Origin of the sequence: Streptomyces sp. NRRL S-87, from assembly GCF_000719335.1 — a bacterium.
GTDB lineage: Bacteria > Actinomycetota > Actinomycetes > Streptomycetales > Streptomycetaceae > Streptomyces.
In genome coordinates this window covers 208,312-233,963 of record NZ_JOGB01000003.1, presented here as the reverse complement: position 1 = coordinate 233,963, position 25,652 = coordinate 208,312, and the positions used below count along the sequence as shown (strand labels likewise).

General features: G+C 73.7%; 26 protein-coding genes and 1 tRNA gene. 10 read left to right on the top strand and 17 right to left on the bottom strand.

Annotation, left to right across the window (positions count from 1 at the left end):
- Positions 1 to 149 precede the first annotated feature (149 nt).
- The 8 genes from IF43_RS0103250 to IF43_RS0103215 form a co-directional block, all read right to left on the bottom strand.
- Positions 150 to 680, bottom strand: coding sequence for a SigE family RNA polymerase sigma factor (locus IF43_RS0103250; RefSeq protein WP_030193502.1), 531 nt, complete (start codon positions 678 to 680; stop codon positions 150 to 152).
- 170 nt (positions 681 to 850) lie between these two features.
- Complete coding sequence (locus IF43_RS0103245; protein ID WP_030193500.1) at positions 851 to 2,017, bottom strand: lipid-transfer protein; 1,167 nt, start codon at positions 2,015 to 2,017, stop codon at positions 851 to 853.
- The gene (locus IF43_RS0103240; RefSeq protein ID WP_051794597.1) at positions 2,014 to 2,487 is read right to left on the bottom strand and encodes a MaoC family dehydratase; all 474 of its coding nucleotides are present in this window, start codon (positions 2,485 to 2,487) and stop codon (positions 2,014 to 2,016) included. Before IF43_RS0103240 ends, IF43_RS0103245 begins: the two co-directional genes overlap by 4 nt.
- Positions 2,484 to 3,539 (bottom strand): acyl-CoA dehydrogenase family protein, encoded by a 1,056-nt coding sequence (locus IF43_RS0103235; protein ID WP_030193497.1) that lies wholly within the window; start codon positions 3,537 to 3,539, stop codon positions 2,484 to 2,486. Before IF43_RS0103235 ends, IF43_RS0103240 begins: the two co-directional genes overlap by 4 nt.
- Positions 3,539 to 4,477, bottom strand: a complete 939-nt coding sequence (locus IF43_RS0103230) for a bifunctional MaoC family dehydratase N-terminal/OB-fold nucleic acid binding domain-containing protein (protein WP_051794638.1) — start codon at positions 4,475 to 4,477, stop codon at positions 3,539 to 3,541. Before IF43_RS0103230 ends, IF43_RS0103235 begins: the two co-directional genes overlap by 1 nt.
- A gap of 122 nt (positions 4,478 to 4,599) precedes the next feature.
- Positions 4,600 to 5,772: an acyl-CoA dehydrogenase family protein gene (locus tag IF43_RS0103225; RefSeq protein ID WP_030193493.1), complete on the bottom strand. Its 1,173-nt coding sequence runs from the start codon at positions 5,770 to 5,772 to the stop codon at positions 4,600 to 4,602.
- A gap of 334 nt (positions 5,773 to 6,106) precedes the next feature.
- The gene (locus IF43_RS0103220; RefSeq protein ID WP_051794595.1) at positions 6,107 to 6,484 is read right to left on the bottom strand and encodes a DUF6344 domain-containing protein; all 378 of its coding nucleotides are present in this window, start codon (positions 6,482 to 6,484) and stop codon (positions 6,107 to 6,109) included.
- A gap of 217 nt (positions 6,485 to 6,701) precedes the next feature.
- On the bottom strand, positions 6,702 to 7,112 hold the full coding sequence (locus IF43_RS0103215; protein WP_030193489.1) for a MazG nucleotide pyrophosphohydrolase domain-containing protein: 411 nt from the start codon (positions 7,110 to 7,112) through the stop codon (positions 6,702 to 6,704).
- A 191-nt stretch (positions 7,113 to 7,303) separates the two neighbouring features.
- Here IF43_RS0103215 and IF43_RS0103210 point away from each other — a divergent pair, with 191 nt between their 5' ends.
- Positions 7,304 to 7,909 carry a potassium channel family protein gene (locus IF43_RS0103210; protein WP_051794594.1) on the top strand — a complete coding sequence of 202 codons (606 nt, stop codon included), beginning with the start codon at positions 7,304 to 7,306 and terminating at the stop codon, positions 7,907 to 7,909.
- Positions 7,910 to 8,006: 97 nt separating this feature from the next.
- Here the strand turns inward: IF43_RS0103210 and IF43_RS0103205 are convergent.
- From IF43_RS0103205 to IF43_RS0103180, 6 genes are all read right to left on the bottom strand, one after another.
- Positions 8,007 to 8,094: transfer RNA gene (locus tag IF43_RS0103205), tRNA-Ser, on the bottom strand.
- Between the two features lie 61 nt (positions 8,095 to 8,155).
- Positions 8,156 to 9,118, bottom strand: a complete 963-nt coding sequence (locus tag IF43_RS0103200; RefSeq protein ID WP_030193485.1) for a peptidase — start codon at positions 9,116 to 9,118, stop codon at positions 8,156 to 8,158.
- Positions 9,119 to 9,321: 203 nt separating this feature from the next.
- On the bottom strand, positions 9,322 to 10,428 hold the full coding sequence (locus tag IF43_RS0103195) for a YeiH family protein (protein WP_030193483.1): 1,107 nt from the start codon (positions 10,426 to 10,428) through the stop codon (positions 9,322 to 9,324).
- On the bottom strand, positions 10,428 to 11,003 hold the full coding sequence (locus tag IF43_RS0103190; protein ID WP_030193480.1) for a cysteine dioxygenase family protein: 576 nt from the start codon (positions 11,001 to 11,003) through the stop codon (positions 10,428 to 10,430). Before IF43_RS0103190 ends, IF43_RS0103195 begins: the two co-directional genes overlap by 1 nt.
- 220 nt (positions 11,004 to 11,223) lie before the next feature.
- Entirely contained in the window at positions 11,224 to 12,129 is a 906-nt protein-coding gene (locus IF43_RS0103185) for a LysR family transcriptional regulator (protein WP_030193478.1), read from the bottom strand.
- Between the two features lie 87 nt (positions 12,130 to 12,216).
- On the bottom strand, positions 12,217 to 13,695 hold the full coding sequence (locus IF43_RS0103180; protein ID WP_030193476.1) for a S1C family serine protease: 1,479 nt from the start codon (positions 13,693 to 13,695) through the stop codon (positions 12,217 to 12,219).
- A 275-nt stretch (positions 13,696 to 13,970) separates the two neighbouring features.
- Here IF43_RS0103180 and IF43_RS0103175 point away from each other — a divergent pair, with 275 nt between their 5' ends.
- The 3 genes from IF43_RS0103175 to IF43_RS0103165 all read left to right on the top strand — a co-directional run bounded on the left by IF43_RS0103175 (position 13,971) and on the right by IF43_RS0103165 (position 16,685).
- Entirely contained in the window at positions 13,971 to 14,801 is an 831-nt protein-coding gene (locus tag IF43_RS0103175) for a glycerophosphodiester phosphodiesterase (RefSeq protein ID WP_030193474.1), read from the top strand.
- A gap of 74 nt (positions 14,802 to 14,875) precedes the next feature.
- Positions 14,876 to 15,544: an ATP-binding protein gene (locus IF43_RS0103170; RefSeq protein WP_078909873.1), complete on the top strand. Its 669-nt coding sequence runs from the start codon at positions 14,876 to 14,878 to the stop codon at positions 15,542 to 15,544.
- 151 nt (positions 15,545 to 15,695) lie between these two features.
- Complete coding sequence (locus tag IF43_RS0103165; RefSeq protein WP_030193471.1) at positions 15,696 to 16,685, top strand: DUF5926 family protein; 990 nt, start codon at positions 15,696 to 15,698, stop codon at positions 16,683 to 16,685.
- Between the two features lie 201 nt (positions 16,686 to 16,886).
- On the opposite strand, the gene IF43_RS0103160 is transcribed toward IF43_RS0103165, so the two are convergent.
- Positions 16,887 to 17,546, bottom strand: coding sequence for a hypothetical protein (locus IF43_RS0103160; protein WP_030193470.1), 660 nt, complete (start codon positions 17,544 to 17,546; stop codon positions 16,887 to 16,889).
- Positions 17,547 to 17,652: 106 nt separating this feature from the next.
- Complete coding sequence (locus tag IF43_RS0103155) at positions 17,653 to 18,339, bottom strand: bifunctional DNA primase/polymerase (RefSeq protein ID WP_030193469.1); 687 nt, start codon at positions 18,337 to 18,339, stop codon at positions 17,653 to 17,655.
- Positions 18,340 to 18,830: 491 nt separating this feature from the next.
- Between IF43_RS0103155 and IF43_RS0103150 the strand changes: the two genes are divergently transcribed.
- Positions 18,831 to 20,246 (top strand): PP2C family protein-serine/threonine phosphatase, encoded by a 1,416-nt coding sequence (locus tag IF43_RS0103150; protein ID WP_078909872.1) that lies wholly within the window; start codon positions 18,831 to 18,833, stop codon positions 20,244 to 20,246.
- Positions 20,247 to 20,472: 226 nt separating this feature from the next.
- Positions 20,473 to 21,936, top strand: a complete 1,464-nt coding sequence (locus IF43_RS0103145) for an aminopeptidase P family protein (protein WP_030193466.1) — start codon at positions 20,473 to 20,475, stop codon at positions 21,934 to 21,936.
- Between the two features lie 99 nt (positions 21,937 to 22,035).
- On the opposite strand, the gene IF43_RS0103140 is transcribed toward IF43_RS0103145, so the two are convergent.
- Positions 22,036 to 22,521 (bottom strand): ATP-binding protein, encoded by a 486-nt coding sequence (locus tag IF43_RS0103140; RefSeq protein WP_030193464.1) that lies wholly within the window; start codon positions 22,519 to 22,521, stop codon positions 22,036 to 22,038.
- A 231-nt stretch (positions 22,522 to 22,752) separates the two neighbouring features.
- Here IF43_RS0103140 and IF43_RS0103135 point away from each other — a divergent pair, with 231 nt between their 5' ends.
- The 4 genes from IF43_RS0103135 (at position 22,753) to IF43_RS0103120 (ending at position 25,646) form a co-directional block, all read left to right on the top strand.
- Positions 22,753 to 23,577 carry a hypothetical protein gene (locus IF43_RS0103135; protein ID WP_030193462.1) on the top strand — a complete coding sequence of 275 codons (825 nt, stop codon included), beginning with the start codon at positions 22,753 to 22,755 and terminating at the stop codon, positions 23,575 to 23,577.
- A gap of 101 nt (positions 23,578 to 23,678) precedes the next feature.
- The gene (locus IF43_RS0103130; protein ID WP_030193460.1) at positions 23,679 to 24,407 is read left to right on the top strand and encodes a YcnI family protein; all 729 of its coding nucleotides are present in this window, start codon (positions 23,679 to 23,681) and stop codon (positions 24,405 to 24,407) included.
- Between the two features lie 103 nt (positions 24,408 to 24,510).
- Positions 24,511 to 25,158, top strand: coding sequence for an SCO family protein (locus tag IF43_RS0103125; protein ID WP_030193459.1), 648 nt, complete (start codon positions 24,511 to 24,513; stop codon positions 25,156 to 25,158).
- Entirely contained in the window at positions 25,155 to 25,646 is a 492-nt protein-coding gene (locus IF43_RS0103120) for a copper chaperone PCu(A)C (protein WP_030193457.1), read from the top strand. Before IF43_RS0103125 ends, IF43_RS0103120 begins: the two co-directional genes overlap by 4 nt.
- Positions 25,647 to 25,652 lie beyond the last annotated feature (6 nt).

Here is a 25,652-nt window from a genome sequence, read left to right as displayed (position 1 = left end):
GTCACTACCCGGGAGTACAAACGGCGGCCGAAAACGGTGCACACGTCGAGGAAAGGCTTCTGACCTGCAGAGATCTGAGGTCGGTGCTACTCGCGGTAGCTCCCGCGGCCGTTGTTTCACGTGAAACGTGCGCGTACGGCCGGGGCGGATCAGCGGACGGGTACGAGTTCCGGGTCCTCGCGGAGCTTGCCCAGCGCCCGCGAGACCGCGCTCTTGACCGTGCCGACGGAGACCCCGAGCAGCTCGGCGGTCTGCGCCTCGCTGAGGTCTTCGTAGTACCGCAGCACGACCATCGCCCGCTGCCGGTCGGGCAGCCGGGTCACCGCGCGCCACATCGCGTCGCGCAGGGCCTGCGCCTCGGCGGGGTCGGCGGCGGGGAGGACCTCGGGCTCGGGCAGCTCGTCGCAGGCGAACTCGTCGACCTTCCGCTTGCGCCACTGCGAGGTGCGGGTGTTGACCAGCGCCCGGCGGACGTAGCCGTCGAGGGCGCGGTGGTCCTCGATGCGGTCCCACGCCTGGTACGTCTTGGCGAGCGCGGTCTGCAGCAGGTCCTCGGCGTCACAGGGGTTCGCGGTGAGCGAGCGTGCGGTCCGCATGAGGACCGAGCCCCTGGTCCGTACGTACGACGAGAACGACGGGTACGAGGCGTGCGAGGCGGTCGGGCAGACGGGGGTGGTCATGGCTACACGCTAGGAGCGGGGGGCACCCCGGGGGATCGGCCCGAAGTGCCGAAGCGGGGTCCGTCTCAGGTTGTAGGAAGGGGGTTTCCCCCACCTCCTGAAGTCGGAGGAGGGTGGGGAGACCCCTCTGTCCTCGGCTGGGCCGTCCCGTCCGGACCGAAAGGGACGACCTAGTCGTCCACGGCGAGGACCAGACCGGACGTGGGCACGCCGGTGCCCGCGGTGACCAGGGCGCGGGCCGCTCCGGAGACCTGGTTCACGGCGGTGCCGCGCAGCTGACGGACCGCTTCGGCGATGCCGTTCATGCCGTGCAGGTAGGCCTCCCCGAGCTGGCCGCCGTGGGTGTTGAGGGGGAGGGCGTCCGCGGCGACGTACGCCGCCGCCTCGCCGGGCCGGCAGAAGCCGAACGCCTCCAGCTGCATGAGCACGAATGGCGTGAAGTGGTCGTAGAGGATCGCCACGTCGATGTCGGCCGGGCCCGACCCGCTGGTCCGCCACAGCTGGCGCGCGACCACGTCCATCTCGGGCAGGCCGGCGAGGTCGTCGCGGTAGAAGCTGGTCATCCCCTCCTGCATGCGGCCCGCGCCCTGCGCCGCCGCGCTGATCACGGCGGGGGGCCGGCGCAGGTCCCGGGCCCGCTCGACCGAGGTGACCACCAGCGCCTGGCCCCCGTCGGTCTCCTGGCAGCAGTCCAGCAGCCGGAGCGGTTCCACGATCCAGCGGGAGGCGGCGTGGTCGGCGAGGGTGATGGGCCTGCCGTGGAACCAGGCCGCCGGGTTGGTGGCCGCGTGCCGGCGGCCGGTGACGGCGACGTGGCCGAAGGCCTCGGGGGTGAGCCCGTACGTGTGGAGGTAGCGCTGGGCGGCCATGGCCACCCACGAGGCGGGGGTGAGCAGCCCCCACGGCAGGGACCAGCCGAGCGCGGCCCCCTCGGCCGAGGCCTCGCGGTGCTGGACGCCGGACCCGAACCGGCGCCCGGAGCGCTCGTTGAAGGCGCGGTAGCAGACCACCACCTCGGCGACGCCGGTCGCGACGGCGAGGGCGGCCTGCTGGACGGTGGCGCAGGCCGCGCCGCCGCCGTAGTGGATGCGGGAGAAGAAGGACAGCTCGCCCATGCCGGCCGCCTGGGCGACGGTGATCTCGGGGCTGGTGTCCATGGTGAACGTGACCATGCCGTCGACGTCGGCGGCGGTCAGCCCGGCGTCGTCGAGGGCCGCGTGGACGGCCTCGACGGCGAGTCTCAGCTCGGAGCGGCCGGAGTCCTTGGAGAACTCGGTGGCGCCGATGCCGGCGATGGCGGCCCGGCCGCCGAGGGAGTCGCGGGTCCGCACGCTCATGCCCGCACCTCCGCGGCGGCGCCGTCCGCCGTGCCGTCCACCGTGCCGTCCGCCGTGCCGTCCGCCGTCTCGTACGCCGTGCCGTCCGCGGCCGGGAGCTCCGCGGTGACGGTACCGGTCACGTGGTGGCCGAGGCCGTTGGCACCCACGACCCGGATCTCGACCTCCGACTCCCGGACGGCGGTGACGGTCCCGGTCAGGGTCATCGTGTCACCCGGGTAGTTGGGGGCGCCGAGCCTGATCGCGACCTTGCGCAGGACGGCGCGGGGGCCGAGGTGGTCGGTGACGTAGCGGCCGACCAGGCCGTTGGTGGTCAGGATGTTCATGAAGACGTCCGGGGAGCCCTTCTCCCGGGCCAGCTCCGCGTCGTGGTGCACGTCCTGGTAGTCGCGGGAGGCGATCGCACCCGCCACGATCAGCGTGCGGGTCACCGGGATCTCCAGCGGCGGCAGGGTGTCGCCGACGTTCATGCGTGTTCCTCCTCGTGGTCCCCGTCGGCCGCCAGCAACCCGCCCAGTTCGGCCAGGAGCTCGGGACCGCAGCCCAGGTGTGCGTCCAGCTGCCGGCCCCACAGGAAGTGCCGGTGTACGGGGTGGTCGAGGTCGGCGCCCATGCCGCCGTGCAGGTGCTGGCCGGTGTGCACCACCCGCTTGCCCGCCTCGGAGGCCCACCAGGCGGCGGTGAGGGCGTGCTCGGCGGCCGGCAGTCCCTCGTCCGTGCGCCAGGCCGCCTCGTACGCGGTGACCCGGATCGCCTCGGTGTCCATGTAGGCGTCCGCGGCCTTCAGCTGGACGCCCTGGTTCGTGGAGAGCGGGCGGCCGAACTGCTCGCGGGCGCAGGTGTACTCCACCGCCCGCGCCAGCGACCCGGCGCAGACCCCCGCCTGCAGTCCCGCGAACGCGGTCCGGGCGAGGGCGAGCACGTCCGCGTACGCCGCCGGGTCCGCCGCCGCGGACCCCACGCGCTCGGCCGGGGCGTCGTCCAGCAGCAGGCGCCCCGCCGCCCAGGGCGCGGTCGTCTCCACCGGAGCCACGTCCGCGTCGGCCGTCCGTACGAGCCACAGCGCGCGGTCCGCGTCGGGCACCAGGACGTGGGTGGCGTCGCGCAGCCAGGGCACGGCGGGCAGTACGCCGGTGAGCCGGCCCCCCGGGCTGCGCACGGCGCCCCCGCGGGCCGGGAACGCACCGGTCGCCACGGCCGTACCGGCACGCAGGGCAGGCAGCAGCCGCGCGCGCTGCTCGGCGCTGCCGTGCCGGGCCAGGGCGAGGATCCCGTACACGGCGGTGGCGGCGAGCGGCACCTGGGCGGTGGTGCGGCCCTGCTCCTCCAGCAGCAGGACCAGACCGAGCAGCCCGATCTCCTCGACCGCGCCGGGCAGTCCGGCCGCGCACAGGGCCTTCCACAGCTCGGCGTCGGTGCCGGTGCCGGCGGCCGCCAGCCGCTCGTGGGTGGCGAGGTCGCCGAAGATCTGCGCGGCCAGCCCGGCGGCCGCCCCCTGCTCCTCGGTGGGGGTGAAGTCCATCAGCCCTCGCTCCCTCGGAAGACGGGCAGTTCGAGCTCTTCGTCGACGCGCAGGAACGCCAGCCGGACGGGCATCCCGATGCGCACCTTGTCGTACGGGACCCCGGTGATGTTGGTGATCATCCGGACGCCTTCGGCGAGTTCGACGAGGGCGACGGCGTACGGCGGGTCGAAGGCCGGGAACGGCGGATGGTGCATCACCACGTACGAGAACACCGTGCCGGCCCCCTCGGCCTCGACCGCGTCCCAGTCGGGCGAGCCGCAGGCGTTGCAGCCGGGCAGCCAGGGGAAGCGGAGCGTGCCGCAGCCGGTGCAGTGCTGGATCAGCAGCCGGTGCTCCCGCACCCCGTCCCAGAAACCCTGGTTGTCACGGTTGACGACGGGGCGGGGGCGGCGGGCCGCGGGCTTCGCGGGTCCGGGCGGCGCCGGGCGGGCGGCGGGGGCGTACTTGAGGATCCGGAAGCGGTGGGTGCCGGCGAGCCGCCCGCCCGCGCGGACGTCCATGCGGGTGGTCACGAAGTGGCCGGTGCCGAGCTTGGTGGTCTTGCGCGGCGAGACGGACTCGATGACGGCGTCGAAGGTGATCTCGTCCCCCGGGCGCAGCGGGTGCAGGTACTCCTGCTCGCAGTCGGTGGCGACCACGGAACGGAAGCCGGCGCCGTCCAGCAGGTCGAACAGTTCCTCGTAGGCGGAGGAGCGGTCGGCGTGGCCCGACAGCCCGCCCATCGTCCAGGCCTGGAGCATGGTGGGCGGGGCGATCGCGGCGGGGCCGGTGTAGGCGGGGTTCGCGTCGCCCATCGCCTCGCACCAGTGGCGGATCATGGTGGGGTTCACGGGGTCCTTGCCCCGGCCCGCGGTGGCGGCCGGGCGGCCCTCGAACTCCCTGAGCAGGGGGTACAGGTCCTGCTCCGGGCCCTCCCGGGGCCGCTCCCGGTCCATGCCGCCGCCCTGCTCCCCGCCTCTCTCCCGGCCCCCGGCCCCGCGCGCCTCCCCGCCCCCGGCCTCGCGCGCCTTGCGGTCCCCGGCCCCGCGCGCCTCCCGGCCCCTCTCCTCGGCGGCGCTCACCGCTTCCTCCCCTTCATGCCGAGCCGCGTCATCGCGACGATCTCGCGCTGGACCTCGCTCACCCCGCCGCCGAAGGTGTTGATCTGGGCGGCCCGGTTCATCCGCTCCAACCCGCCGTCGCCGACCGCCCCGGGCGATCCGGCCCGGATCAGCGCGGCCTCCCCGACGACCTCCTGGCACATCCGGTAGACCTCGACGGCGGACTCCGTGCCCAGGAACTTCACCCCGCTCGCGTCACCCGGCGCGAGGGTGCCGTTCCCGACGTCCTGCACCAGGCGCCAGTTGAGGAGCCGGACCGCGGCCAGTCGGGCGTGCGCCTCCGCCAGCCGGGCCCGTACCCACGGACGGTCGGCGGGGCGCTCACCGGTGACCGCGTCGCGGGTGCGGGCGTGCGCGAGGGCGGCGGCGTAGAAGTCCTCGGCCTGCATGCCGATGGCGGCGAGGGCGACCCGCTCGTGGTTGAGCTGGTTGGTGATCAGGCCCCAGCCCTGGTTCTCGGTGCCGACGAGGTTCCCGGCCGGCACGCGGATGCCGTCGTAGTACGTCGCCGTGGTGGTGAGTCCCCCGACCGTCTCGATCGGCGTCCAGGAGAACCCGGGGGCGTCGGTCGGGACGAGGACGATGGATATGCCCTTGTGCTTGGGGGCGTCGGGGTCGGTGCGGCAGGCCAGCCAGATCCAGTCCGCGTTCTGGGCGTTCGAGGTGAAGACCTTCTGCCCGTCGATCAGCCACGCGTCGCCGTCCCGGACCGCTCGCGTGCGCAGGGCGGCGAGGTCGGTGCCGGCCCCGGGCTCGCTGTAGCCGATGGCGAAGACGAGCTCGCCGCGCAGGATGCGGGGGAGGAAGGAGGCCTTCTGCTCCTCGGTGCCGTACTTCATGAGGGTCGGGCCGACCGTGTTCAGCGTGACCATGGAGACCGGTGCGCCGGCGCGGTAGGCCTCGTCGAAGAACACGAACTGCTCGTCGGGGCCGCGCCCCTGGCCGCCGTACTCCACGGGCCAGCCGAGGCCGAGCAGGCCGTCGGCGCCGATCCGGCGCAGGAGCGCGCGCTGGCGCTCCGGACCGTCCGGGTCGTCGGGCGGCGGCGGGCCGTCCGGCATCAGGGCGCGGAAGTACGCGCGCAGTTCGGCGCGCAGGGTCAGCTGCTGCTCGGTCGGGGCGAGGTGCACGGCGGGCGGCCTCCCGGACGTACCTACGGCGTACCAGTCAGTTTCTGACTGTCCGTCAGATACGGTCGGGCTGTCAAGGAGTCGGGGCCACCGGACCGGGACGTGCCTGCGGGGCCGGACCCCAGCCGGTCCGGTCCCGCAGGTGCTCAGGGGGTCGTGGCGCCACATCCACCAGGGTGGAAGTCGATCGCCACGTTGCCGTTCGGCTGCTGAACGGTGGTGTACGCAGACCCGTTCACCTGGGCCGTGCGGTTCCGGGCGGAAGCGCACGTGCCGCGGGTTGTGAGCGGCAGTCGGACTTAGACGATCGCCCCCGATGCGCCCCGGCGGCCCGCTAGGCGGTCAGGTCGTACGCGTGCGCGGGCCACGACGCGCCCGGGGTCAGGAACGACGGTCCCGACACGACCCGGCGCGGGGCCGGCGACGAACCGTGCGCCTCGGCGCGGATCCGCTGCTTGAGGGTGGGGGGCAGCGCGCCGGAGCCGGATCGCCGCCACTGCCGCGGCACCCGGACCGCACCGTTCGGCACGGCCGTACGGGCGACCGCCGCGGACGTACGGGCGACCCGCGCGACGACACCGGACGCCCCGGACGCCCCGGACACCCCGGACGCCCCGGCCGCGGCACCCCGGCGGCGGAAGGCGCCGAAGAACGCGGCGAGGGCGGCGAACAGGGCGGTCCAGAATGACGGAAGGGCGCGGCTGCTGGTCATGACGGGCTCCTCGAGTCCTCAAGTCGGACGGGCGGATCTGCATACATTCGTCATGATGTGTCCGCAAGCCGAGGGCCGACGTCCGCCGCCCCGATCTTCCGACAAACACCACCCGCCCGGACCAGTGCGGCCGGTGACCGGCCCGCCGCCGGGGCGCCCACCGGGCCCCGCACCGGGCCACGCCGTGGTCGCGCCCCGGGTCCCGCCGCGTCCCGCGCTACTCCGCCGCGGGCCGGGGCTCCCACCCCTGCGCCCGCAGCACGGCGGCCACGTCCGGCGCCCGGTAGCGGTCCCCCTTGAGGACCTTGCCGTCGGCCCGCAGCGTCGGCCGCCCGTCGGGCCCGAGCTTGGACATGTTGGCCCGGTGGACCTCGGCGAGCACCGCCTCCAGGTCGATGCCGTGGACGAGGGCGGTGCCGAAGGCCACGTACACGACGTCCGCCAGCTCGTGCGCGAACTCCGCGAGCCCGCCCTCCGCGGCGGCCTCCGCCAGCTCCCCGACCTCCTCCTCGATCAGGTCCTGCCGGTGCCGGGCCAGCTTCGCGGAGACCTCCGCCGGCCGGTCCCGCGCTTCGAGGCCGCAGGCCTCGTGGAACTCTCGGACCAGGTCGGAGACGGACACGGACACGGACACCACTGCGGACTCCCGGGGGTTGGCGTACGAAAGGGGCACCCCGGTCCCGGGGCGCCCCCTGACGGGCGCGCCCCACGTTAGGTCAGACGCCTTTTCCGCGGCTCGACTTGCCGATGCGGTTCGGCCTCCCGACGGGCCGGTGAGTGCCACAGTTGAGCGGTTGATCACCGCCGGGAGGACGGACCATGCGGACACGACACGGCGCCGGGCAGGCGCCCCGGGACCGGCGCGAGGCGGCGGGGCGGGCCCCCTCGTCCCGCCAGATCATCTGGAGCACGCTGCGCGTGACCGGCTCGATCACCGCACTCGGGGCCGCGTACTACCTGATGCCGCTGGACCACTTCGCCGCGTCCTCCTGCGTGATCGTCCTCTTCGTCGGCCTGGGGGTGTTCGTCGCACTGGTCGCCCTCCAGCTCCGCTCGATCCTCCGCTCCTCCCACCCGGGGCTGCGGGCCGTCGAGGCGCTGGCCATCAGCACCCCGTTCTTCCTCCTGCTGTTCGCGGCCACGTACGTCACGCTGGCCGCCCAGTCGTCGGCCAACTTCGGCGGGCACCTCTCCCACACCGACAGCCTGTACTTCACCGTCACCGTGTTCTCCACGGTCGGATTCGGCGACATCACGGCGAAGTCAGACCCGGCGCGGCTCGTGGTCACGGTGCAGATGCTCGTCGACCTGATCGTCCTCGGCCTGGCCCTGAAGATCTTCGTGGGCGCCGTCCGCCGGAGCCGGGAGCGCAGGAGCACCGGCCCCGGAGCCGGAGCCCGGGCCGGGGAGGAGGGCGCCGACTGACCACCGTCGGCAGTCGCACCGCGGTCTTCCGCCGAGGAACGCAGAAGGGGCGCCCACGCGTGGGGCACCCCTTCCGGTCAGGTACGTCGATGACCTGTGGCGGTGGGTGTGGGATTTGAACCCACGGTGACTCGCGCCACGACGGTTTTCAAGACCGTTCCCTTAGGCCGCTCGGGCAACCCACCCTGCGCCGCCGTGCGGCGGAGCGGGCTACAGCCTAACGGGTTTCGGGGACGGTCGTGGGGGTCAGGAGGTCTGCGCCCTGTTGTACGCGGCCAGCGCCTCGGGGCCGAAGTAGGGGCCGAACATGCGGTTCGGCAGGAAGTTGTAGCCGAAGCTGTTCACCGAGACCTGGAGGCCGGTGCCGGCGGACTCGTTGAAGGACGTGAACCAGGGGCCGCCGCTGGAGCCGCCGGTCATGTTGCAGCCCAGCCCGTGGTCCTTGGAGAACAGGAAGTCCTTGCTGCTGTTGCCCGAGCAGTAGATCAGCCTGGTGCCGTCGTACGGGGACGCGGCCGGGAAGCCGAAGGCGTACATCGGCTTGTTGTAGCCGCCGTTGAACTGCAGGCCCTGCGCGCCGACGACCGAGCCGAGCTTCTGCCCGTTCAGCGGCGCGACCACCGCGAGGCCGACGTCGTAGTTGATGTCCTCGCTGGCGGCCCACTGGTCGGTGGCGAAGGTCGCGGTGGCCGACCACTGGCCGTAGGGCGCACTGCCGTTGTCGTAGGCCGGGACGAAGATCCAGTTGGTGTGCCAGGCGCCCTGGTACTTCACGCAGTGCCCGGCGGTGATCACCGTGCTGCCGTTCTGGCTGGTGACCGAGTCGCCCGAACAGGAGGCCGTGCGCCCCTGGAAGGTGAAGAAGATCCGCCCGGAGGTCTTCACGACCGCGCCGCTGCCCGTCCAGGGGCCGCCCGCCTGCGGGAAGGCCGTCGGCGAGGCGGCGGTCCGGGACGCGGCGGTCGGGGCGACGGTGACGGGCGCGGCCGCGGAGGTGCCCGCCGCCCTGAGGCGGGTGCCGGGCGCCGGGACCAGGTCGAGCGGGGTGGCCGAGCGCATCCGCTCGGGGGTCCAGAAGCCCGCCGCGGCGGGCTTCTGCCGGAAGGACGTGGGCGTGGGGGCGGCGCCGGCCTGGCCGGCCGAGAGGGCGCCCGCGAGCAGGGCGCCGGCGGCGAGCAGGACGGACGCGGCAGTGCGATGGCTTCTCACGCATGACTCCTTCTGCCGTGCCCGGCGCGGGAGTGGCCGGGCAGGGTGGGGGTGAAGAGCGGTGCGGATCGGCGTTGCCGTGGGCAGACTGCCACGCCCTCTACGCGATTGTCAGGTGCGCGTCATCCCGTTCTGCGGGAACCGGCCGGCGAAACGGCCGGATCCCACCGGTTGCGGGTACGGGCGGCGGCCGCCCGGCGCGGTCATGCGGTGAGCAGCACTCCCGCGTACGAGACCCCCGCGACCACCCCCCAGGCCCCCAGGCCGAGCAGGGCCGCGCGGCCGCCCGTGCGCGCCAGGGTCGGCAGGTGCACCGCGCTGCCCAGGCCGAACAACGCGGCCGCGAGCAGCCCCTCCTGGGTCCGGTGCGCGACCTCCAGTACGAACGGCGGCAGCACGCCCGTGGTGCGCAGCGCGGCGGCCACCAGGAAGCCGGCCACGAACAGCGGCACCGGCGCCGGCCGGCGCCCCGAGGCGGTCCGCACCCCGTGCCGCCGGGCCCGTACCGCGAAGGCCACGGCGGCCACCAGCGGCGCCAGCAGCGCCACCCTCATCAACTTGACCAGCACGGCGTCGCCCAGGGCGGCCGGACCGGCGGTCTGCGCGGTGGCGACGACCTGGCCCACGTCGTGGACGCTCGCCCCGACCCAGCGCCCGAAGGCCGGGTCGGCCAGGCCGAGCGGCCCCTGGAGCAGCGGCAGCACCGCGATCGCGAGGGTGCCGCACAGGGTCACGAGCGCCACGGAGGCGGCCACGTCCTCCTCGTCGCTGCCGGACACCTCGCTCACCGCGCCGATGGCCGAGGCCCCGCAGATCGAGTAGCCGGTGGCGATCAGGAGCGGCTGGTCGCCCCGCAGCCCGAGCCGCCGCCCCAGCCACAGCGTGCCGGAGAAGGTCGCTGCGACCACCGCGAAGACCATCGCCACGGTGGCCCAGCCCAGCCGGAACACCTGGTCCAGCCCGAGGCCGAGACCGAGCAGCACGATGCCGATCCGCATCAGGCGGCGGCCGGCGAGCGACAGTCCCGCGCGGCCGGTGCCGCGCACGAAGCCCCGTACCCGCGGCAGGTGCGCGGCGGCGATGCCCAGCACCACGGAGGCGGTGAGCATCGGCACGGCGGGCACGACCGCGTGCGCGCCCCACGCGAGGCCGGCCCCGCCGACGGCCGTCACCAGCCCCGGCCAGCTCCGCGCGCCGCGCGGAGGGGCGCCACGGGGAGCGGCGGGCCGGGGCACGAACCGGCGAGGAAGGGCACGTCGGGGACCCGCCGCCGGGGCGGTCTGCGCGCCCGGCCGGTTCAGCAGCGCCATCAGTCGGCCGGAAGCGTGTAGACGCGGCGGACGCTGCTGCCCAGGCGCACCACGTCCGCGCCGTAGACGTGCAGGGATATCGCCGTCGAGGAACAGGAGTTGCGGACCCGGTGGATGTCGCCGGGCGGGGCGAAGCCGCACACGTCGCCGGGACCGTTGACCACGTCCTCGGTCGGCACCAGCCGTGCCGCCCCGCCGGCCCCGGGGGCGAGCCGGTAGCGGCGCTCGCTCTCCTCTCCCTGGTGGACCCCGGCCACGCACCACGAGACGTGGTCGTGGATGGCCGTCTGCTGGCCGGGCAGCCAGACCAGGGCGACCACGGAGAAGCTCCCGTCGGGCTCGGCGTGCAGGACGTGCTGCCGGTACCGCTCCGGGTCGCCCACCCGCTGCTCCGCCGTGAGGAGGTCGGGCGCGCCCAGGTGCGGTGAGAGCCGCTCGCCGACGAGGTAGGCGGTGAGGTCGGGGGCCAGTCCGCGGTCGACGACGGCGCGGATCTCGCGGACGAGGTCGGCCATCCGCGCGGTGACGCGGGCCGCGGGCCGGGAGGGGGCCGGGGATGCCGTGCTGGGGGTCATACCGGCAGCGTCCGGCAGCCCGTCCATCACGTCCAACGACAGTTCTGCCCTGAAATCCCAAGCTCCGCTTATGGATGGGGCGTTCCCCTGCCGCACGGGCATCGCGCGGGCGCCGTACGGGTGCATGGCGGGCGCCGTACGGGCGCATGCGGGCGCATGGCCGGCGCCGTACGGGCGCATGGCCGGCGCCGTGCGACCGCCGCGCGGGGCCGCCCTGGCCTCAGCAGCCGACCCGGTTGGCGGACACCCGGCGCAGTTCGTCGAGGACCGCTGCCGTCGCCGGGATGCGCAGGTGGTCGCGGTGGACGTACGCCGAGATGTGCCGGCGGGCGGCCGGGGCCAGCACCCGCCCGCAGACCCGGCTGAGCGACAGCGAGGGCAGGACGAGCGCGGGCGTCATCGCCACCCCCAGGCCCTGTCCGACCAGGCTCTGCACGACCAGGTTGTCGTCGGTCGCGAACACGATGTCGGGCACGAAGCCCAACTCGGCGCACTCGTGCAGCAGGTTGGCCCGGCACCGCGGGCAGCCGGCTATCCACCGTTCCTCCGCCAGGTCGGCCAGGTGCACGGCCCGCCGCCGGGCGAGCGCGTGGCCGTGCGGCAGGAGCACGGTCAGCTGGTCCTCCAACAGCCGCACCTCGGCGACCTCCTCCGGGACCTCCTCGTGCAGGCCGGGGTAGGTGAAGGCGAGGGTGACGTCGCAGTCGCCGCGGCGCAACCGCTGGAGGGACTCGGGCGGTTCGCCCTCCAGCAGCTCCACGGTGATGCCGGGGTGCTCACGGGCCAGGGCGCTGAGGGCCTCGGGCACGAGGGTGGCGTTGGCGCTGGGGAAGCCGCACAGGCGGACCCGCCCGGTGCGCAGCCGGGTGTAGGCCTTCATCTGCTGCTGGGCGGCGTCGAGGCTGCCCAGGATGGCCTCGCTGTGGCGGGCCATGGACCGGCCTGCCTCGGTGAGCCGCATCGTGCGGCCCACCCGGGTGAACAGGGGCGTGCCGACGGCCCGTTCGAGCGCCTTCATCTGCTGGGTGACCGCGGGCTGGGTGTAGCCGAGCTCGCGTGCGGCCGCGGAGTAGGAGCCCGCCGTCACCACCGCGTGAAACGTCCTGATGTGCCGCGAATCGAACACACCTGAAGCATAAGCAGACGTTTCAGGGGGCCGTAGACGGAATCCCGCCTACGGCCCCTCCGGTTCAGGCCGGTCGGGCGCTGCGACCTACCGGTCGCCCTCGTGCGAGCCGAGGGTCAGGTCCGCGGTGTGCGGCTTGCCGTCGCGGAGGTAGGTGACCTTGACGGTGTCGCCGGGCTTGTAGGTCCAGATCTCGCTGATCAGGGTCGGGCCGCTGTCGATCGGCTTGCCACCGAGCTGGGTGATCACGTCGCCCGGCTTCAGACCCGCCTTGGCCGCCGGGCCGCCCGGGGTGACCGGGTCGCCGCCGCCCACGCCCTGGGCCGAGATCTTCGCGCCCTCGCCGCGGGCCTGGAGGTCCACGGAGACGCCGATGATCGGGTAGACCGGCTTGCCGGTCCTGATCAGCTGCTCGGCGACGTTCTTCGCCTGGTTGATCGGGATGGCGAAGCCGAGGCCGATCGAGCCGGACTGCGACGCGCCGAGGCCGCCGTTGCCCGCCGACTGGATGGCGGAGTTGATGCCGATGACCGCGCCGCGGCCGTCGAGCAGCGGGCCGCCGGAGTTGCCGGGGTTGATCGAGGCGTCCGTCTGCAGGGCGCTCATGTACGAGTTCTTGCCGCCGCTGCCGTCGCCGGAGGCCACCGGTCGGTTCTTGGCGCTGACGATGCCGGTGGTCACGGTGTTGGACAGGCCGAACGGGGCGCCGATGGCGATGGTGGGGTCGCCGACCGCCACCTTGTCCGAGTCGCCCAGCGGCAGCGGGACCAGCCCGGACGGCGGGTTCTTCAGCTTCAGGACGGCCACGTCGTAGCCCTGGGCCCGGCCGATGACCTCGGCCTCGTACTTCCGGCCGTTGGAGAACGTCGCCGAGAGCTTGCCGCCCTCGGCCGCGGAGGCGACCACGTGGTTGTTGGTCAGGATGTGGCCCTGCTGGTCGTAGACGAAGCCGGTGCCGGTGCCGCCCTCGCCGTCGCCGCCCTGCGCCTCGATGGTGACGACGCTCGGCAGGGCGTGGGCCGCGAGGCCCGCGACCGAGTTCGGGGCGCGCCGGAGCGCCTGCGGCACCTCGCCGGCGCTGACGGTGGTCGAGCCGGTGGCGGAGCCGCTGCCCCCGGCGAGCAGGTAGCCGAGCGTGCCGCCGACGCCGCCGGCGATCAGGGCCGCGGCCAGGACGGCGGCGACCAGGCCGCCGCGGCCCTTGCCCTTGGGGGCCGGCGCCGCGTGCGGCGCGCCCCAGACGTCGCCGCCGCCGCCCGCGTACCCGGGCACGGCCGGCGGGGCGGGGGGCCACTCGCCGGCGCCCTGCGCGCCGTGGTGGGCGTACGGGGAACCGGGCGCGGCGTGCTGCGGGCCGGCCGGCGGCGCGGGCGGCACGGAACCGACCGCGGGCTGGCCGGCCGGGGTCGGCGGCAGCTGCTGGGTCGGGGGCTCGGGGGTCGACGGCAGCTGCTGGGTGGGGGCCTCGGGAGTGGGGCCGGAGGCGGGAGGGGCCACCGGCGCGGGGGGCGCGGACGGGGCATTCTGGGGCGTCGGGGACGCGGTGCCCTCGTTCTCGGTGCTCACTGTCTCTCCTCGTCACACACGGTCAGGCAGGTACGGTCGGGGCGCCGCGGCGGCTGCCGCGGCGGCGATCGGGCTCGCACGATCCCGGGGAACAGCTTTTCCCAGGCACTGTCAGAGCACTGTAAGCCGGAGCTGTGCGTCCCGCCGCCATCCTTTATCTCCGGCATTTCCGGCGCATCCCGAGCCGTCCTCCGGCACCTCGCCGACGGCTCCCGGACACCTCCCGGCCATGGGCGGGGCGGCATCGCACCCCTGCCTGGTGGCACCATGACGCCGTGACCCACGCACCGCAGCAGACCGCACTCCGGCCCATCCAGGTCGTCGCCCACCGCGGCGCTTCCGAGGAGGCCCCCGAGCACACCCTGGCCGCCTACCGCAAGGCCATCGAGCACGGCGCCGACGCGCTGGAGTGCGATGTGCGGCTGACCGCCGACGGCCACCTCGTCCTGGTGCACGACCGGCGGGTCAACCGTACGTCGAACGGGCGCGGCGCGGTGTCCGCGCTGGAGCTGGCCGACCTGGCGGCGCTCGACTTCGGATCGTGGAAGGACCGCGAGGAGTCGCCCGACTGGGACGCCGAGGGCATGGGGGAGCCCGACCCGGAGCGCACCTCGGTGCTCACCCTGGAGCGGCTGCTGGAGCTGGTCTCGGACGCCGGGCGGCCGATCGACCTGGCCATCGAGACGAAGCACCCCACGCGCTGGGCCGGACAGGTGGAGGAGCGGCTGCTCCTGCTGCTCAAGCGCTTCGGGCTGGACGCCCCGCCGGCCGACGGCCCGTCCCCGGTGCGGATCATGAGCTTCTCGGCCCGCTCGCTGCACCGGGTGCGGGCGGCGGCGCCGACGATCCCGACCGTCTACCTGATGCAGTTCATCTCGCCGCGGATGCGCGACGGGCGGCTGCCGGCCGGGGTGCGGATCGCCGGTCCGGGGATGCGGATCGTCCGCAACCACCCCGGGTTCGTCAAGAAGCTCCAGGCCCAGGGACACCGGGTCCACGTGTGGACCGTGAACGAGCCGGAAGATGTTCAGCTCTGCGCGGATCTGGGCGTGGAAGCCATCATTACCAACCGACCTCGACAGGTTCTGTCCCAACTCGGTCGCTAATCACACCAGTTGCCCCCTCCCCCTTCGTGACAGGGTGTGCTCCGGCGCATCCGCTCCGCATTCACTGGTCATGAATGCGTCAGGGGGTCCCGAGCGCCCGGTTTCCGGTCCAGGCCATTGGGGCATCCAGACCTTGGCGTGGGGCTAAGGAGGTTGCGGGGGTGGCGTTGGTGGTGGCACAGGAAGTGCCCACGTCGTCGAGCATGGCCGTACCCCATGGCCCGGCTGGCGTGGGGACGGCAAGACACCGGATGCGCGAGCAGCTGCGCCTGAGCGGGGTGTCGGAACCGGTCGTCGACGATGCGGTTCTGATCCTTTCCGAGCTGCTCAGCAACGCCTGCCGACACGGCAGGCCGCTGGGCTCGAACGACGTGGGCGACGGAGACGTGCGCGCGGCCTGGCGGGTCGACGCGTTCGGCGGTCTGACCGTCGAGGTGACGGACGGGGGCGGGCCGACCCGGCCGGTCCCCTCGACGCCCTCGGTCACCGCGCGCGGCGGCCGCGGACTGAACATCATCAGCGCGCTCGCCCAGGACTGGGGCGTGCGCGACGGGGCGGCCGGCGAGGTCACGGTGTGGGTGACGATCGACGCGGGGCATCCTCACGAGGATCTCGCTACGCGCGTCACCGCGCCCCCGCTCAGATTCGTCACGGCCGTCACGGCCATCACCGCCTTCGACGGACTGGAGTCGTGCCCGCTGGCGCCGGACCGATGGCAGGCGCCGCCCGCGCGCCGGCACTGACGGACCGTGACGCGCCCCCGCCGGAGGCGGGCGACACCCGGACGCCGAATTTCACGTTCCGGTCCTCGCCCGCGCCGGGTTCCCGGTACGAACGGCTAGGCTCGCGCCGACAGAGCCTCAGCACGACTGCCACAACCGGGAGACACCCACGATGGCCAAGAAGCGTCCCCAGACCGGGGGGTCCCAGCCCAAGGGCGGAAAGCCGCAGCTCACGGATGGGGAGATCCCGGTGGTGGGCGCCCGCGAGCCGTGCCCCTGCGGCTCCGGCCGCCGCTACAAGGCCTGTCACGGCCGTGCCGCCGCGCACGCCGTGACCGAGCTGGTCCGTCGCCCGTTCGAGGGCCTGCCCAGCGAGTGCGACTGGGTCGCGCTGCGCGAACTGGTCCCGGCCGCCACGGTGGAGCTCCCCCTCAAGGGCGGACTCCCCGACGGCGTACCCGCCGTGACGCTCGCGACCGTCCTGCCGATGGCGTGGCCGGCGCTGCGCCGCGAGGACGGCTCGGTGCTGCTCGGTTTGCAGAACGACACGTCTTCGGGCGACCTCGGCCGCGATCTCGCGGACACCCTGGAGCGCGCCATCGCGGCGGAACCGGGAACTCCGGTCGCCCCCCGACGCGTCCCCCAGGACGGTCCCCGACTTCAGGATCTCCTGGACCAGGACGGCGTTTTCGAGCCGGTTGTGCATACCGGATTCGAATTCTGGATTCCGGAATCCGACGCCTCCCAGACCGCCTCCCCGGAGATCGCCGCCTCCCTCGAGCGGGCCAACGCGGCGGCCATCCCGACCGTGAAGCTCACCGGCGTCGACGCCGCGTACTGGTGCGAGACCCCCGAGAAGAACCACCTGCGCTGGGTCATGCCGCACGCCGAGGAGAAGCTCCTCGACGCCTTGGCCAGGCTGCACGCGGCCGGCGAGACCTCGCTCGGCGAAGGCACCCGCCTGGTCGGCTCCTTCCGTGCCCACGGCCTCATGGTGCCGGTCTGGGACCTGCCCACCGGGACCACCGCGGCCGACGTCGAGAAGCCCGCGGCGCAGTTCGCGGAGCGGCTCGCGCAGGCCCTGGCCTCGGACGAGCCGCTCACGGCCGAAGAGCGCCGGGCGCGCGGCGGCCTGACGAACCGGCAGGTCACCCTGAGCTGACCCGGACGGCGCGGAGGTCGTCGGCGGGGGTGGTGTTCCCGACCGCCCGGTCTGGTGACTCGGGTCACAACTCCCGCTAATCGGAGGCAAATCGACTGTCCGAATATCCGAGATCGAATTTGCGAACGAGCGATCTCTTGTTACCGTTCTTGTAGCCCGGTCGCTGGTGCATCCCCCGTCGCCAGCGACCGGGCCTTTCATTTAACCCTCCGGCGCTGCTCCGGAGTTGCTTCCGGCCCGCAGGAGAAGCGGACCATCCTCCTCCGGTACTGAGAATTCCGCTACGGCCGAGTAGTCGTCCGGCCCGCCCGCGGAGGGCTCCCGCGGGGTCTCGCAGATCCCAGGTTCGTCCCCCGCCGCGACCGCGCAGCGGATCTGCACGGTCCGCCCGCCGGGGGCCATGAGCGTGAGCACCGCGTCCAGCGGACGTCCGGTGGCGTTGCGGTAGTACGTTCGCCCCCACGTGTCTCCGGCGTCGGTCAGGACGCACGTCTGGCCCTCCACCCCCTCGGGGGAGGACAGTTCGGGACCGCACCGGGTCCGCGCCACGGGCGCCCCGTCCGGTCCGGACTCCGCCGCCCCACGTGCGCCACCGTCGCCGCGACCGGCGGGGGCACCGCCCGGGTGCCGGGGTACGCGGCCGTCCGCGTCGCGTGCGGACCCGCCCGGGCCCCCGGGGTGCCCGGAGCCCGCGGCCCGCTCCACGTCCCCGCCCCCGCCTCCGGCGGAGCCCCGCAGCCCGAGCGAGGTGAGCAGTCCGCCGCCGCTGCCGTCCGACAGCGGACCGGCCGTCGCCGCGGCGAGCGGGAGGGCCAGGGCGACCAGCACGCCGGCGCTGATGCCGACCAGGCGGAGGTTCATCCGGCGAACATAGCGACGCGGGGCGCGCCGCCGGACGGCCGCGCGCCCGATTCCCCGGGAACTGGCCCCCGCTCACACCCGTTCGAGTGAGCGGCTCCGGGTCGTGTCAGTACGCCAGCCGGCTGCCGCCGCCGGGAGCCGAGGTACTGGCCTCCACCAGCGCGTCGACCACCGCCTCGACGTCCGGCAGCCAGGGCCGCGCCGATCCGGCCAGCGGCGCCCGCTCCCACCGCACCGGCCCGTTCCCGGCCGCGGTCGGCGGCAGCGGCAGGTAGCCGCCCTCGCCGTGGAAGCGCAGCGAGCTCGGGACCCGGTCCTTGACGAAGAGCAGTTCGCCGAGCCGTTCCATCGAGTACGGGGCGACGAGCAGCGCCATCCGGGTGGGGGTGGCGACCACCGGGCCCAGGCGCATGCCCATGCGGTCGAGCCGGGTCAGCGCCCCCGCGCCGGCGCCCAGCGGCAGGCTGACCGCGCACGGCGCGCGACCGCCGGTCGCGAGGAGCAGCGGAGCGGCCGGGCGATTGGTCCACCACCAGCGCACCATCCGCGCGTCGGTGCTCGCCGCGAGCAGGCCGGGGTCGAGGGGGTGGGCGCCGGGCACCACGCAGTCGGGGTCGGGGCAGGCGCACCGCACGCCGCGGGCGGCCGGGCCGCCGGGGGCCAGGCCCACGCCCGGCAGCACGGGCCACTGCCACGCGGTGGCGCAGGTGAGCGCCGCGTCGAGGAGGGCGGACGGTCCGCCGCGCCGAACGAGCCGGAGTCGCTGGAGACGCCTTCCGAGGATCTCGCGCATGAGCGCTCGTTCCTTTCCGTTGAACGCCGAGGGCCACATCACACCATGTATCCGGTGTTTCACCACACGTACACGTTTCGCGTCACTTGTCCACTTGATGAGGATTACGCGGTTCGTGCAGTTTTCCTGCTGGCTTACGGGGTCCGTACAACGCCCGGTGTGGCCGACGCGCGACTCGCGCCGTCTGGTTCCAGGGACTCGTCAACTGCCCTGGGCCATCACCGTTTACGTACCCGTCACGCACGATATGACGCTCTGCTGACCCAGTTCAGTCGACCGCAAAAGACGTCCCCTCCGGGTATTTTTCGGCCAAGTTCAAGCCTTGACCCGACAGCGAGTTGTCGCCCCTCGGACACCAGGATTCCCACCTGGGCAATGCTGGACATCCGTCCACATCTGCGTGTAGATGTGGACCCATTGATGGCGGCGCAGATTGATCTGGGGGTCGCGATGTTTTATGGCGAATCGCACCAGGTGGAAAGGCGGCTGCCATGAGCGCCCCGCATCCACCGAAAGTGGCTGGAATCGATCCTGCCGTTCCGGCCGCCCCGCACACTGTCGCGCCCGCGTCCGCCCGACCCGCCCCCGCCGCACCCCTGGCGGCCGCCCCCGGCACGGTGATCCAGGACCGCCTGGCCGGCTGGGTCTCGGACCTCACCACGCTGCACGAGCTCACCGAACGCCTCACGCGCACCGGTGACCTCGACGCCGCCCTCCAGGAGCTGCTGCGCGCCGGCGCCGCCCTGGTCGGCGCCCGCCGCGGCCTCGTCGTCCTCGAACCCGCCGACGGGCAGGGCCCCACCACCACCATCGGCCTGGGCCTGGGCCACGCCGACCTCGGACACATCGAGACGGTGCCGCGCAGCGCCACCTCGTACGGGCGCATCCTCGACGGACTGCCCGACGCCCACGGCGGCGCCGAGCAGCTCCCCGACACCGAACCGAGCGCGGGACAGGGCGGGTACGCCCCGCCCGTCGACCCCCGGCACCGAGAGGTCGCCGCCCGGCTGGGCTACGCCGCCAGCTACGCCCTCCCGCTCGCCACCGAGACCGCGGGCCGCCTCGGCGCCGTCGTCTGGCTCTACGACGAGCACGCCGAACCCGTCGAGCGCCAGCGCCACCTCGTCGGCCTCTACGTCCGGTACGCCGCCGAGCACACGGCCCGGCTGCTGGAGGTGGAGCGCTCCCGGACCCGCCTGCGCACCATCGCGGAGGAGCTGCTGCCCAGCCGGCTGCCCAGGGTCTCCGGCGTGCGACTGGCCGCCCGGCACCGCACCGGACCGCGCGGCGGCGGCGACTGGTACGACGCGCTGCCGCTGCCCGAGGGCGCACTGGGCCTGGCCGTCGGCTCGGTCACCGGCTCCGGGCCGAGCGCGGTCGCGGCGATGGGCCGGCTGCGGGCCTCGCTGCGCGCGTACGCGGTGATGGAGGGCGAGGACCCGGTCGCCGTCCTGTCCGACCTGGAGCTGCTGCTGCGGCTGACCGAGCCGGCCCGCTCGGCCACCGCGCTCTTCGCCTACTGCGAGCCCGCCCGCCGCAAGATCGTGCTGGCCGGGGCCGGGCACACACCGCCCCTGCTGATCGGGGACCGCCGGACCGAGTTCATCGAGACCTCCCTGTCCGCGCCGCTGGGGATGCTCTCGTGCTGGGAGGCGCCCAGCATCGAGGTGGAGCCGGGACCCGGAGAAACGGTGCTTCTCTACACCGACGGACTCCTGCAGCGCACCAGCGACTCCATGGACCGTGCCTTCGCCCGGCTGCACGCGGCGGCCGCGAGCGTGCCGCGGGCCGTCCGGGACGACCCGGCCGGCATCTGCGACCACGTGCTGCGGACCGTGCTGCCGGACGGTGCGGACGAGGCGGACTCGGCCGAGGACATCGTGCTGCTCGCCGCCTGCTTCGACTGAGGCCCGCCGCCCCCGCAACCGGCACCGGTGTCCGCACCCGTGCCGCACCCGACCCCCGCGCCACCCCGGGGCGCGGGGTCGGACCCGCCTCCGGGGTCCTCGCGCCCCGGAGGCGACAGTCGTCCGTTTTGACTGATTTGTCACAGCCTTGCCGGTCGTCTTCCCTTCGCACATACGATGGACGAGGTCCGCACCCGGTCCGTGTCGTAGCAGCTGAGGAGAAGACGTGGCTGACGAGCTCACCCCGGAGACCCCGGAAGAAGAGCAGCCGAAGAAGATCAAGCAGCGGAAGAACGGTCTGTACCCGGGCGTCTCCGACGAGCTCGCCGAGAACATGCGCACCGGCTGGGCGGACACCGAGCTGCACGGACTGGAGCCGATCGCGCAGGCCGGGCACACCGCCGCGCGCCGCGAGGCCCTCTCCCGGCGCTTCCCGGGCGACCGCCTGGTGATCGCCGCCGGCCGCCTCAAGACCCGGTCGAACGACACCGAGTACCCCTTCCGCGCGGCGACCGAGTACGCGTACCTCACCGGCGACCAGACCGAGAACGGCGTCCTGGTCATGGAGCCCGCCGGCGAGGCGGGCCACACCGCCACGCTGTACCTGCTGCCCCGCTCCGACCGCGAGAACGGCGAGTTCTGGCTCTCCGGCCAGGGCGAGCTGTGGGTCGGCCGGCGCCACTCCCTCACCGAGGCCGAGCAGCTGCTCGGCATCCCGGTGAAGGACGTGCGCACCGTCGCCGACGTCCTGAAGGAAGCCACCGGCCCGGTGCGCACCGTCCGCGGCCACGACTCCGTGATCGAGGAGGCGCTGACCGACAAGGTCACCGCCGAGCGCGACGAGGAGCTGCGGGTCTACCTGTCCGAGGCGCGTGCCGTGAAGGACGCGTTCGAGATCGGCGAGCTGCAGAAGGCCGTCGACTCCACCGTCCGCGGCTTCGAGGACGTGGTGAAGGTCCTCGACAAGGCCGAGGCCACCAGCGAGCGCTACATCGAGGGCACCTTCTTCCTGCGCGCCCGCGTCGAGGGCAACGACGTCGGCTACGGCTCCATCTGCGCGGCCGGCGCCCACGCCTGCACCCTGCACTGGGTCCGCAACGACGGCGCGGTCCGCTCCGGCGACCTGCTGCTGCTCGACGCCGGTGTCGAGACGCACTCGCTCTACACCGCGGACGTCACCCGCACGCTGCCGATCAACGGCACGTACACCGACATCCAGCGCAAGATCTACGACGCCGTGTACGAGTCCCAGGAGGCCGGCATCGCGGCCGTGAAGCCGGGCGCCAAGTTCCGCGACTTCCACGACGCCTCGCAGCACGTGCTGGCCGAGAAGCTCGTCGAGTGGGGCCTGCTGGAGGGCCCGGTCGAGCGCGTCCTGGAGCTGGGCCTGCAGCGCCGCTGGACCCTGCACGGCACCGGCCACATGCTCGGCATGGACGTGCACGACTGCGCCGCCGCCCGCACCGAGGCCTACGTCGACGGCACGCTGGAGCCGGGCATGTGCCTGACCGTGGAGCCGGGCCTGTACTTCCAGGCCGACGACCTGACCGTGCCGGAGGAGTACCGCGGCATCGGCGTCCGGATCGAGGACGACATCCTCGTCACCGAGGACGGCAACCGGAACCTGTCGGCCGGCCTGCCGCGCCGGTCCGACGAGGTCGAGGCGTGGATGGCCCGCCTGAAGGGCTGAGCCGCGGCACGGACCGTGCAGACGCCGGTGGGCGGGGACTTCGTGGTCCCCGCCCACCGGCGTTTCACGTGAAACGTCCGGCTCCCGGGGGACGCTCCTTCAGGAGACCTTCAGCAGTGCGCCCTCGCGCCACTTGAGGATCTTGTCGAAGCTGACCACCGCGCCGCGGCCCGGCCGGTTGCGGAACCGGACGTGGTCGGCGAGCTCCTCGATCAGCCCCAGGCCCCGGCCGTGCTCGGCCGTCTCCGCGGGTCCGGCCGGTCCGACGGCGCCGGCGGCCCCGACGCGGTCGCCGGTTCTGCCTCCCAGGTGGGCGGGGAAGCCCGGCCCCGAGTCGGTCACCTCGATCCGGCACGTGTCCCCGTCCAGGTACGCGGTGACCCGGTAGGCCTCGGAGATCCCGTGGGCACCCAGGCCCCCGCCGTGCTCCACGGCGTTGGCGCAGGCTTCGGTGAGGGCCACGGACAGGTCGTACGAGACATCCGGATCCACCCCCGCGGTCTCCATCGTCCCCAGCAGCAGGCGCCGGGCGAGCGGCACGCTCGCGGCCTCACGCCGCAGATGGAGGGACCACCAGATGCTCATGCTCCTGCCTCCTGGCCGCGGCTCGACATACCGTTACGTATTGCCCCCCTCACTCAGCGGTAAGCCCCTCGAGGGTCCGAGAACGCTCATTTGGCCGATGCGCACACCCCCGGTCGCGAGGTAAAAGGACGAACGGCCCGGAGGTACGGGCACGAACGTGCGCATGTACGACGGACCGGGCACGCCCCTGCCGTAGGCAGGCCCGGGGTGCAGTGCGATGATGACCCGGCCATGCCTACCCCCCGCCCGATGCGCGCCGGAGCCGGTCTGCGGCTCCTCCGGGCCGCGGTGTTCACCGCGGTCTGCGTCGTGCTGTCCGCGGTGGGACACGTGCTGGCCTCCTGCGCGACGGTGCCCTGGTGGGCGCTGTGCGCGGGCTTCCTGGCGGTGTTCGCGTGCGCGGCGCCGCTCGCCGGGCGGCGCCGGTCGCTGCCCGCGATCGCGGGCGCCCTGGCCGGCGGCCAGCTCGTCCTGCACAGCCTCTTCGGCCTCGGCCAGCACACCGCCGCGGCACGGCCGGCGGCCGGCACCGACACCGACCTCGCCGCCCTCGCGGCCCGGCTGATCTGCGGCGGCAACACCGTCCCGCTCAGCGCGGCCCAGGCACGGCAGGTGCTGTACACGGCCGGGATCGACCCGGCGTCGGCCGCCGGGCAGGTGCACGTGCACACCGGCCACGTCATGGGCGCCGGGCACCTGTGGGACGCCGGTCGGATGACGGAGGGCGCGGCCGCCGTGCCGTCCACCGGACTGTTCACGCTGCCCATGCTCCTCGGGCACCTGCTGGCCGCGCTCGCCGCGGGCTGGCTGCTCGGGCGCGGCGACGAGGCCCTGTTCCGGCTGGTGCGGCTGTCCGGCGAGTGCGGTCCGGTGCGGTCCCTGCGGGACGCGCTGGCCCTCGTACGCGCGCTGCGCCGCGGACTGCCGGGTGCGCCCGCGGCGGTGCGGCGGGTCCCGGCCACGGACCGTTCCGGAGCGCCGGCCGGCGTACCGGAGGCACTCCTGCACGCGGTGATCAGGCGCGGGCCGCCGGCGGCGTACGCCCTCGCAGCCTGACGCGGCACCCGCACCCGGGGAACCCCACGGACGCGGCGGTGCCGCGGCGTACCCGCGCGCCCGCGCGGGCCCACCGTTCCCCGCCTGTGGAGATTCCCTTCATGAAGACCTCTCGCGTCTCCGTCGTCGCCGCCCTCGCCGCCGGCTCCGTCCTGCTGCTGTCCGGCCCCGCCTTCGCGCACGTCAGCGTGCAGCCCGGGACCGCGGAGAAGGGCTCGTACGCCACCATCAACTTCAAGGTGCCGAACGAGCGCGACAACGCCTCGACCGTCAAGCTCGAGGTCACCTTCCCCGCCGACCACCCGCTCGCCTCGGTCATGCCGCAGGACGTCCCGGGCTGGCAGGTCCAGGTCACCAAGAGCAAGCTCGCCAAGCCGCTGACCCTCCACGGCAAGCAGATCGACGAGGCCGTCACCAAGGTCACCTGGACCGGCGGGAAGATCACCACCGGCCGCTTCCAGCAGTTCCCGCTCTCCGTGGGCCAGCTGCCCGAGGACGCCGACCAGCTCGTCTTCAAGGCCGTCCAGACGTACGACGACAACGAGGTCGTCCGCTGGATCGAGGAGGCCAAGGAAGGCGCGGCCGAGCCGCAGAACCCCGCCCCCGTCCTGAAGCTGGCCACCGGCACCGGCGAGGGCCACCACGGCGGCACCACCGGCGGCAAGGACGACGCCAAGCACACCGACGCCCACGACGAGTCCGGCGAGGACGAGCACACCGGGGCCGCGTCCACGACGGACACCACCGCCCGCGCCCTCGGCATCGCCGGCATCCTCGTCGGCGTGGTCGGCGTGGCCTTCGGCGTGCTGGCCCGCCGCCGCACCAGCTGATCCGGTACGCCTGGCGTACGCCCGGCCGCCCCGGCCCCGCGTACGCCCGTCCGTACGTCCAAGACGCCCCGCCCCGGGGCACCCCGATCCCAGGGAAACACCCATGCGCACCACACGTGTGACGGCCGCCGCTCTCGCGGTGACGGCCGCACTCACGCTGTCCGCCTGCGGCGGCAGCACCGGGAAGACCCCCGTCGCGGAGGTGAACGCGCCGAGCAGGACGAAGGCCGCCACCGTCCTCGACCGGCCGTTCGAGAAGCCGGACCTGGTCCTGACGGACACCCGCGGCACGTCGTTCGACCTGCGCGCGCGGACCAAGGGCAAGCCGACGCTCATCTACTTCGGCTACACCAACTGCCCCGACGTCTGCCCGCTGACGATGAGCAACATCGCCATCGCGAAGAAGGCGCTCCCGAAGGCCGACCAGGACACCGTCCAGGTCGTCTTCGTCACCACGGACCCCGAGCGGGACACCCCCGACTCGCTGGGCAAGTGGCTCAAGGCGCAGGACCCGGGCTTCATCGGCCTGACCGGCGACTTCAAGGCGATCCAGGCCGGCGCCCGCTCCATGGGCATCGGCATCGACCCGCCGAAGAAGGAGAAGGACGGCAGCATCGTCTCGATGCACGGCGCCCAGGTCATCGCCTTCTCCCCCAAGACCGACGAGGGCTACGTCCTGTACGGCGAGGACACCACCGCCGACGACTACACCAAGGACCTGCCGAAGCTCATCAAGGGGGAGAACCCGTGAACCACCGCACCACCCTCCGTACCGCTCTCCTCGCCGCCACCGCGCTGACCGCCTCGTTCGCGATATCGGCCTGCTCCTCCGACGCGTCGGACGCCGCGAAGGACGGCAAGCCGGCCCTGTCGGTGAGCGACGCGTTCATGCCGGAGCCGGTCACCGCCGACATGGCGGGCGGGTTCCTGGTCGTCAAGAACGGCTCGGGCACCGCCGACAAGCTGACCTCGGTCACCAGCGCCGTCTCCGGGGACATCACGATCCACGAGACCAAGGACCAGAAGATGCAGCAGGTCGCGTCCCTGGACGTGCCGGCGAACGGCGTGCTCCGGCTGGAGCGCGGCGGCAGCCACATCATGTTCATGGGTCTGAAGAGCAAGCCGAAGGTCGGCGACAAGGTCGCCGTCGAGCTGCACTTCGAGAAGGCCGACCCGGTCAAGGTCGAGCTGGACGTGAAGGAACGGACCTACAACTCCGCCGCCTCCTCGCACCACTGACGGACT

What these genes read in the sequence shown, in the direction of transcription:
- IF43_RS0103220 (WP_051794595.1), bottom strand. Translation starts at nt 6,484, where the DNA reads ATGACCAGCAGCCGCGCCCTTCCGTCATTCTGGACCGCCCTGTTCGCC.
- IF43_RS0103240 (WP_051794597.1), bottom strand. Translation starts at nt 2,487, where the DNA reads ATGAACGTCGGCGACACCCTGCCGCCGCTGGAGATCCCGGTGACCCGC.
- IF43_RS0103125 (WP_030193459.1), top strand. Translation starts at nt 24,511, where the DNA reads ATGCGCACCACACGTGTGACGGCCGCCGCTCTCGCGGTGACGGCCGCA.
- IF43_RS0103135 (WP_030193462.1), top strand. Translation starts at nt 22,753, where the DNA reads ATGCCTACCCCCCGCCCGATGCGCGCCGGAGCCGGTCTGCGGCTCCTC.
- IF43_RS0103245 (WP_030193500.1), bottom strand. Translation starts at nt 2,017, where the DNA reads ATGAGCGTGCGGACCCGCGACTCCCTCGGCGGCCGGGCCGCCATCGCC.
- IF43_RS0103190 (WP_030193480.1), bottom strand. Translation starts at nt 11,003, where the DNA reads ATGACCCCCAGCACGGCATCCCCGGCCCCCTCCCGGCCCGCGGCCCGC.
- IF43_RS0103235 (WP_030193497.1), bottom strand. Translation starts at nt 3,539, where the DNA reads ATGGACTTCACCCCCACCGAGGAGCAGGGGGCGGCCGCCGGGCTGGCC.
- IF43_RS0103250 (WP_030193502.1), bottom strand. Translation starts at nt 680, where the DNA reads ATGACCACCCCCGTCTGCCCGACCGCCTCGCACGCCTCGTACCCGTCG.
- IF43_RS0103170 (WP_078909873.1), top strand. Translation starts at nt 14,876, where the DNA reads ATGCGTCAGGGGGTCCCGAGCGCCCGGTTTCCGGTCCAGGCCATTGGG.
- IF43_RS0103230 (WP_051794638.1), bottom strand. Translation starts at nt 4,477, where the DNA reads ATGGACCGGGAGCGGCCCCGGGAGGGCCCGGAGCAGGACCTGTACCCC.
- IF43_RS0103160 (WP_030193470.1), bottom strand. Translation starts at nt 17,546, where the DNA reads ATGAACCTCCGCCTGGTCGGCATCAGCGCCGGCGTGCTGGTCGCCCTG.
- IF43_RS0103165 (WP_030193471.1), top strand. Translation starts at nt 15,696, where the DNA reads ATGGCCAAGAAGCGTCCCCAGACCGGGGGGTCCCAGCCCAAGGGCGGA.
- IF43_RS0103155 (WP_030193469.1), bottom strand. Translation starts at nt 18,339, where the DNA reads ATGCGCGAGATCCTCGGAAGGCGTCTCCAGCGACTCCGGCTCGTTCGG.
- IF43_RS0103150 (WP_078909872.1), top strand. Translation starts at nt 18,831, where the DNA reads ATGAGCGCCCCGCATCCACCGAAAGTGGCTGGAATCGATCCTGCCGTT.
- IF43_RS0103140 (WP_030193464.1), bottom strand. Translation starts at nt 22,521, where the DNA reads ATGAGCATCTGGTGGTCCCTCCATCTGCGGCGTGAGGCCGCGAGCGTG.
- IF43_RS0103210 (WP_051794594.1), top strand. Translation starts at nt 7,304, where the DNA reads ATGCGGACACGACACGGCGCCGGGCAGGCGCCCCGGGACCGGCGCGAG.
- IF43_RS0103130 (WP_030193460.1), top strand. Translation starts at nt 23,679, where the DNA reads ATGAAGACCTCTCGCGTCTCCGTCGTCGCCGCCCTCGCCGCCGGCTCC.
- IF43_RS0103195 (WP_030193483.1), bottom strand. Translation starts at nt 10,428, where the DNA reads ATGGCGCTGCTGAACCGGCCGGGCGCGCAGACCGCCCCGGCGGCGGGT.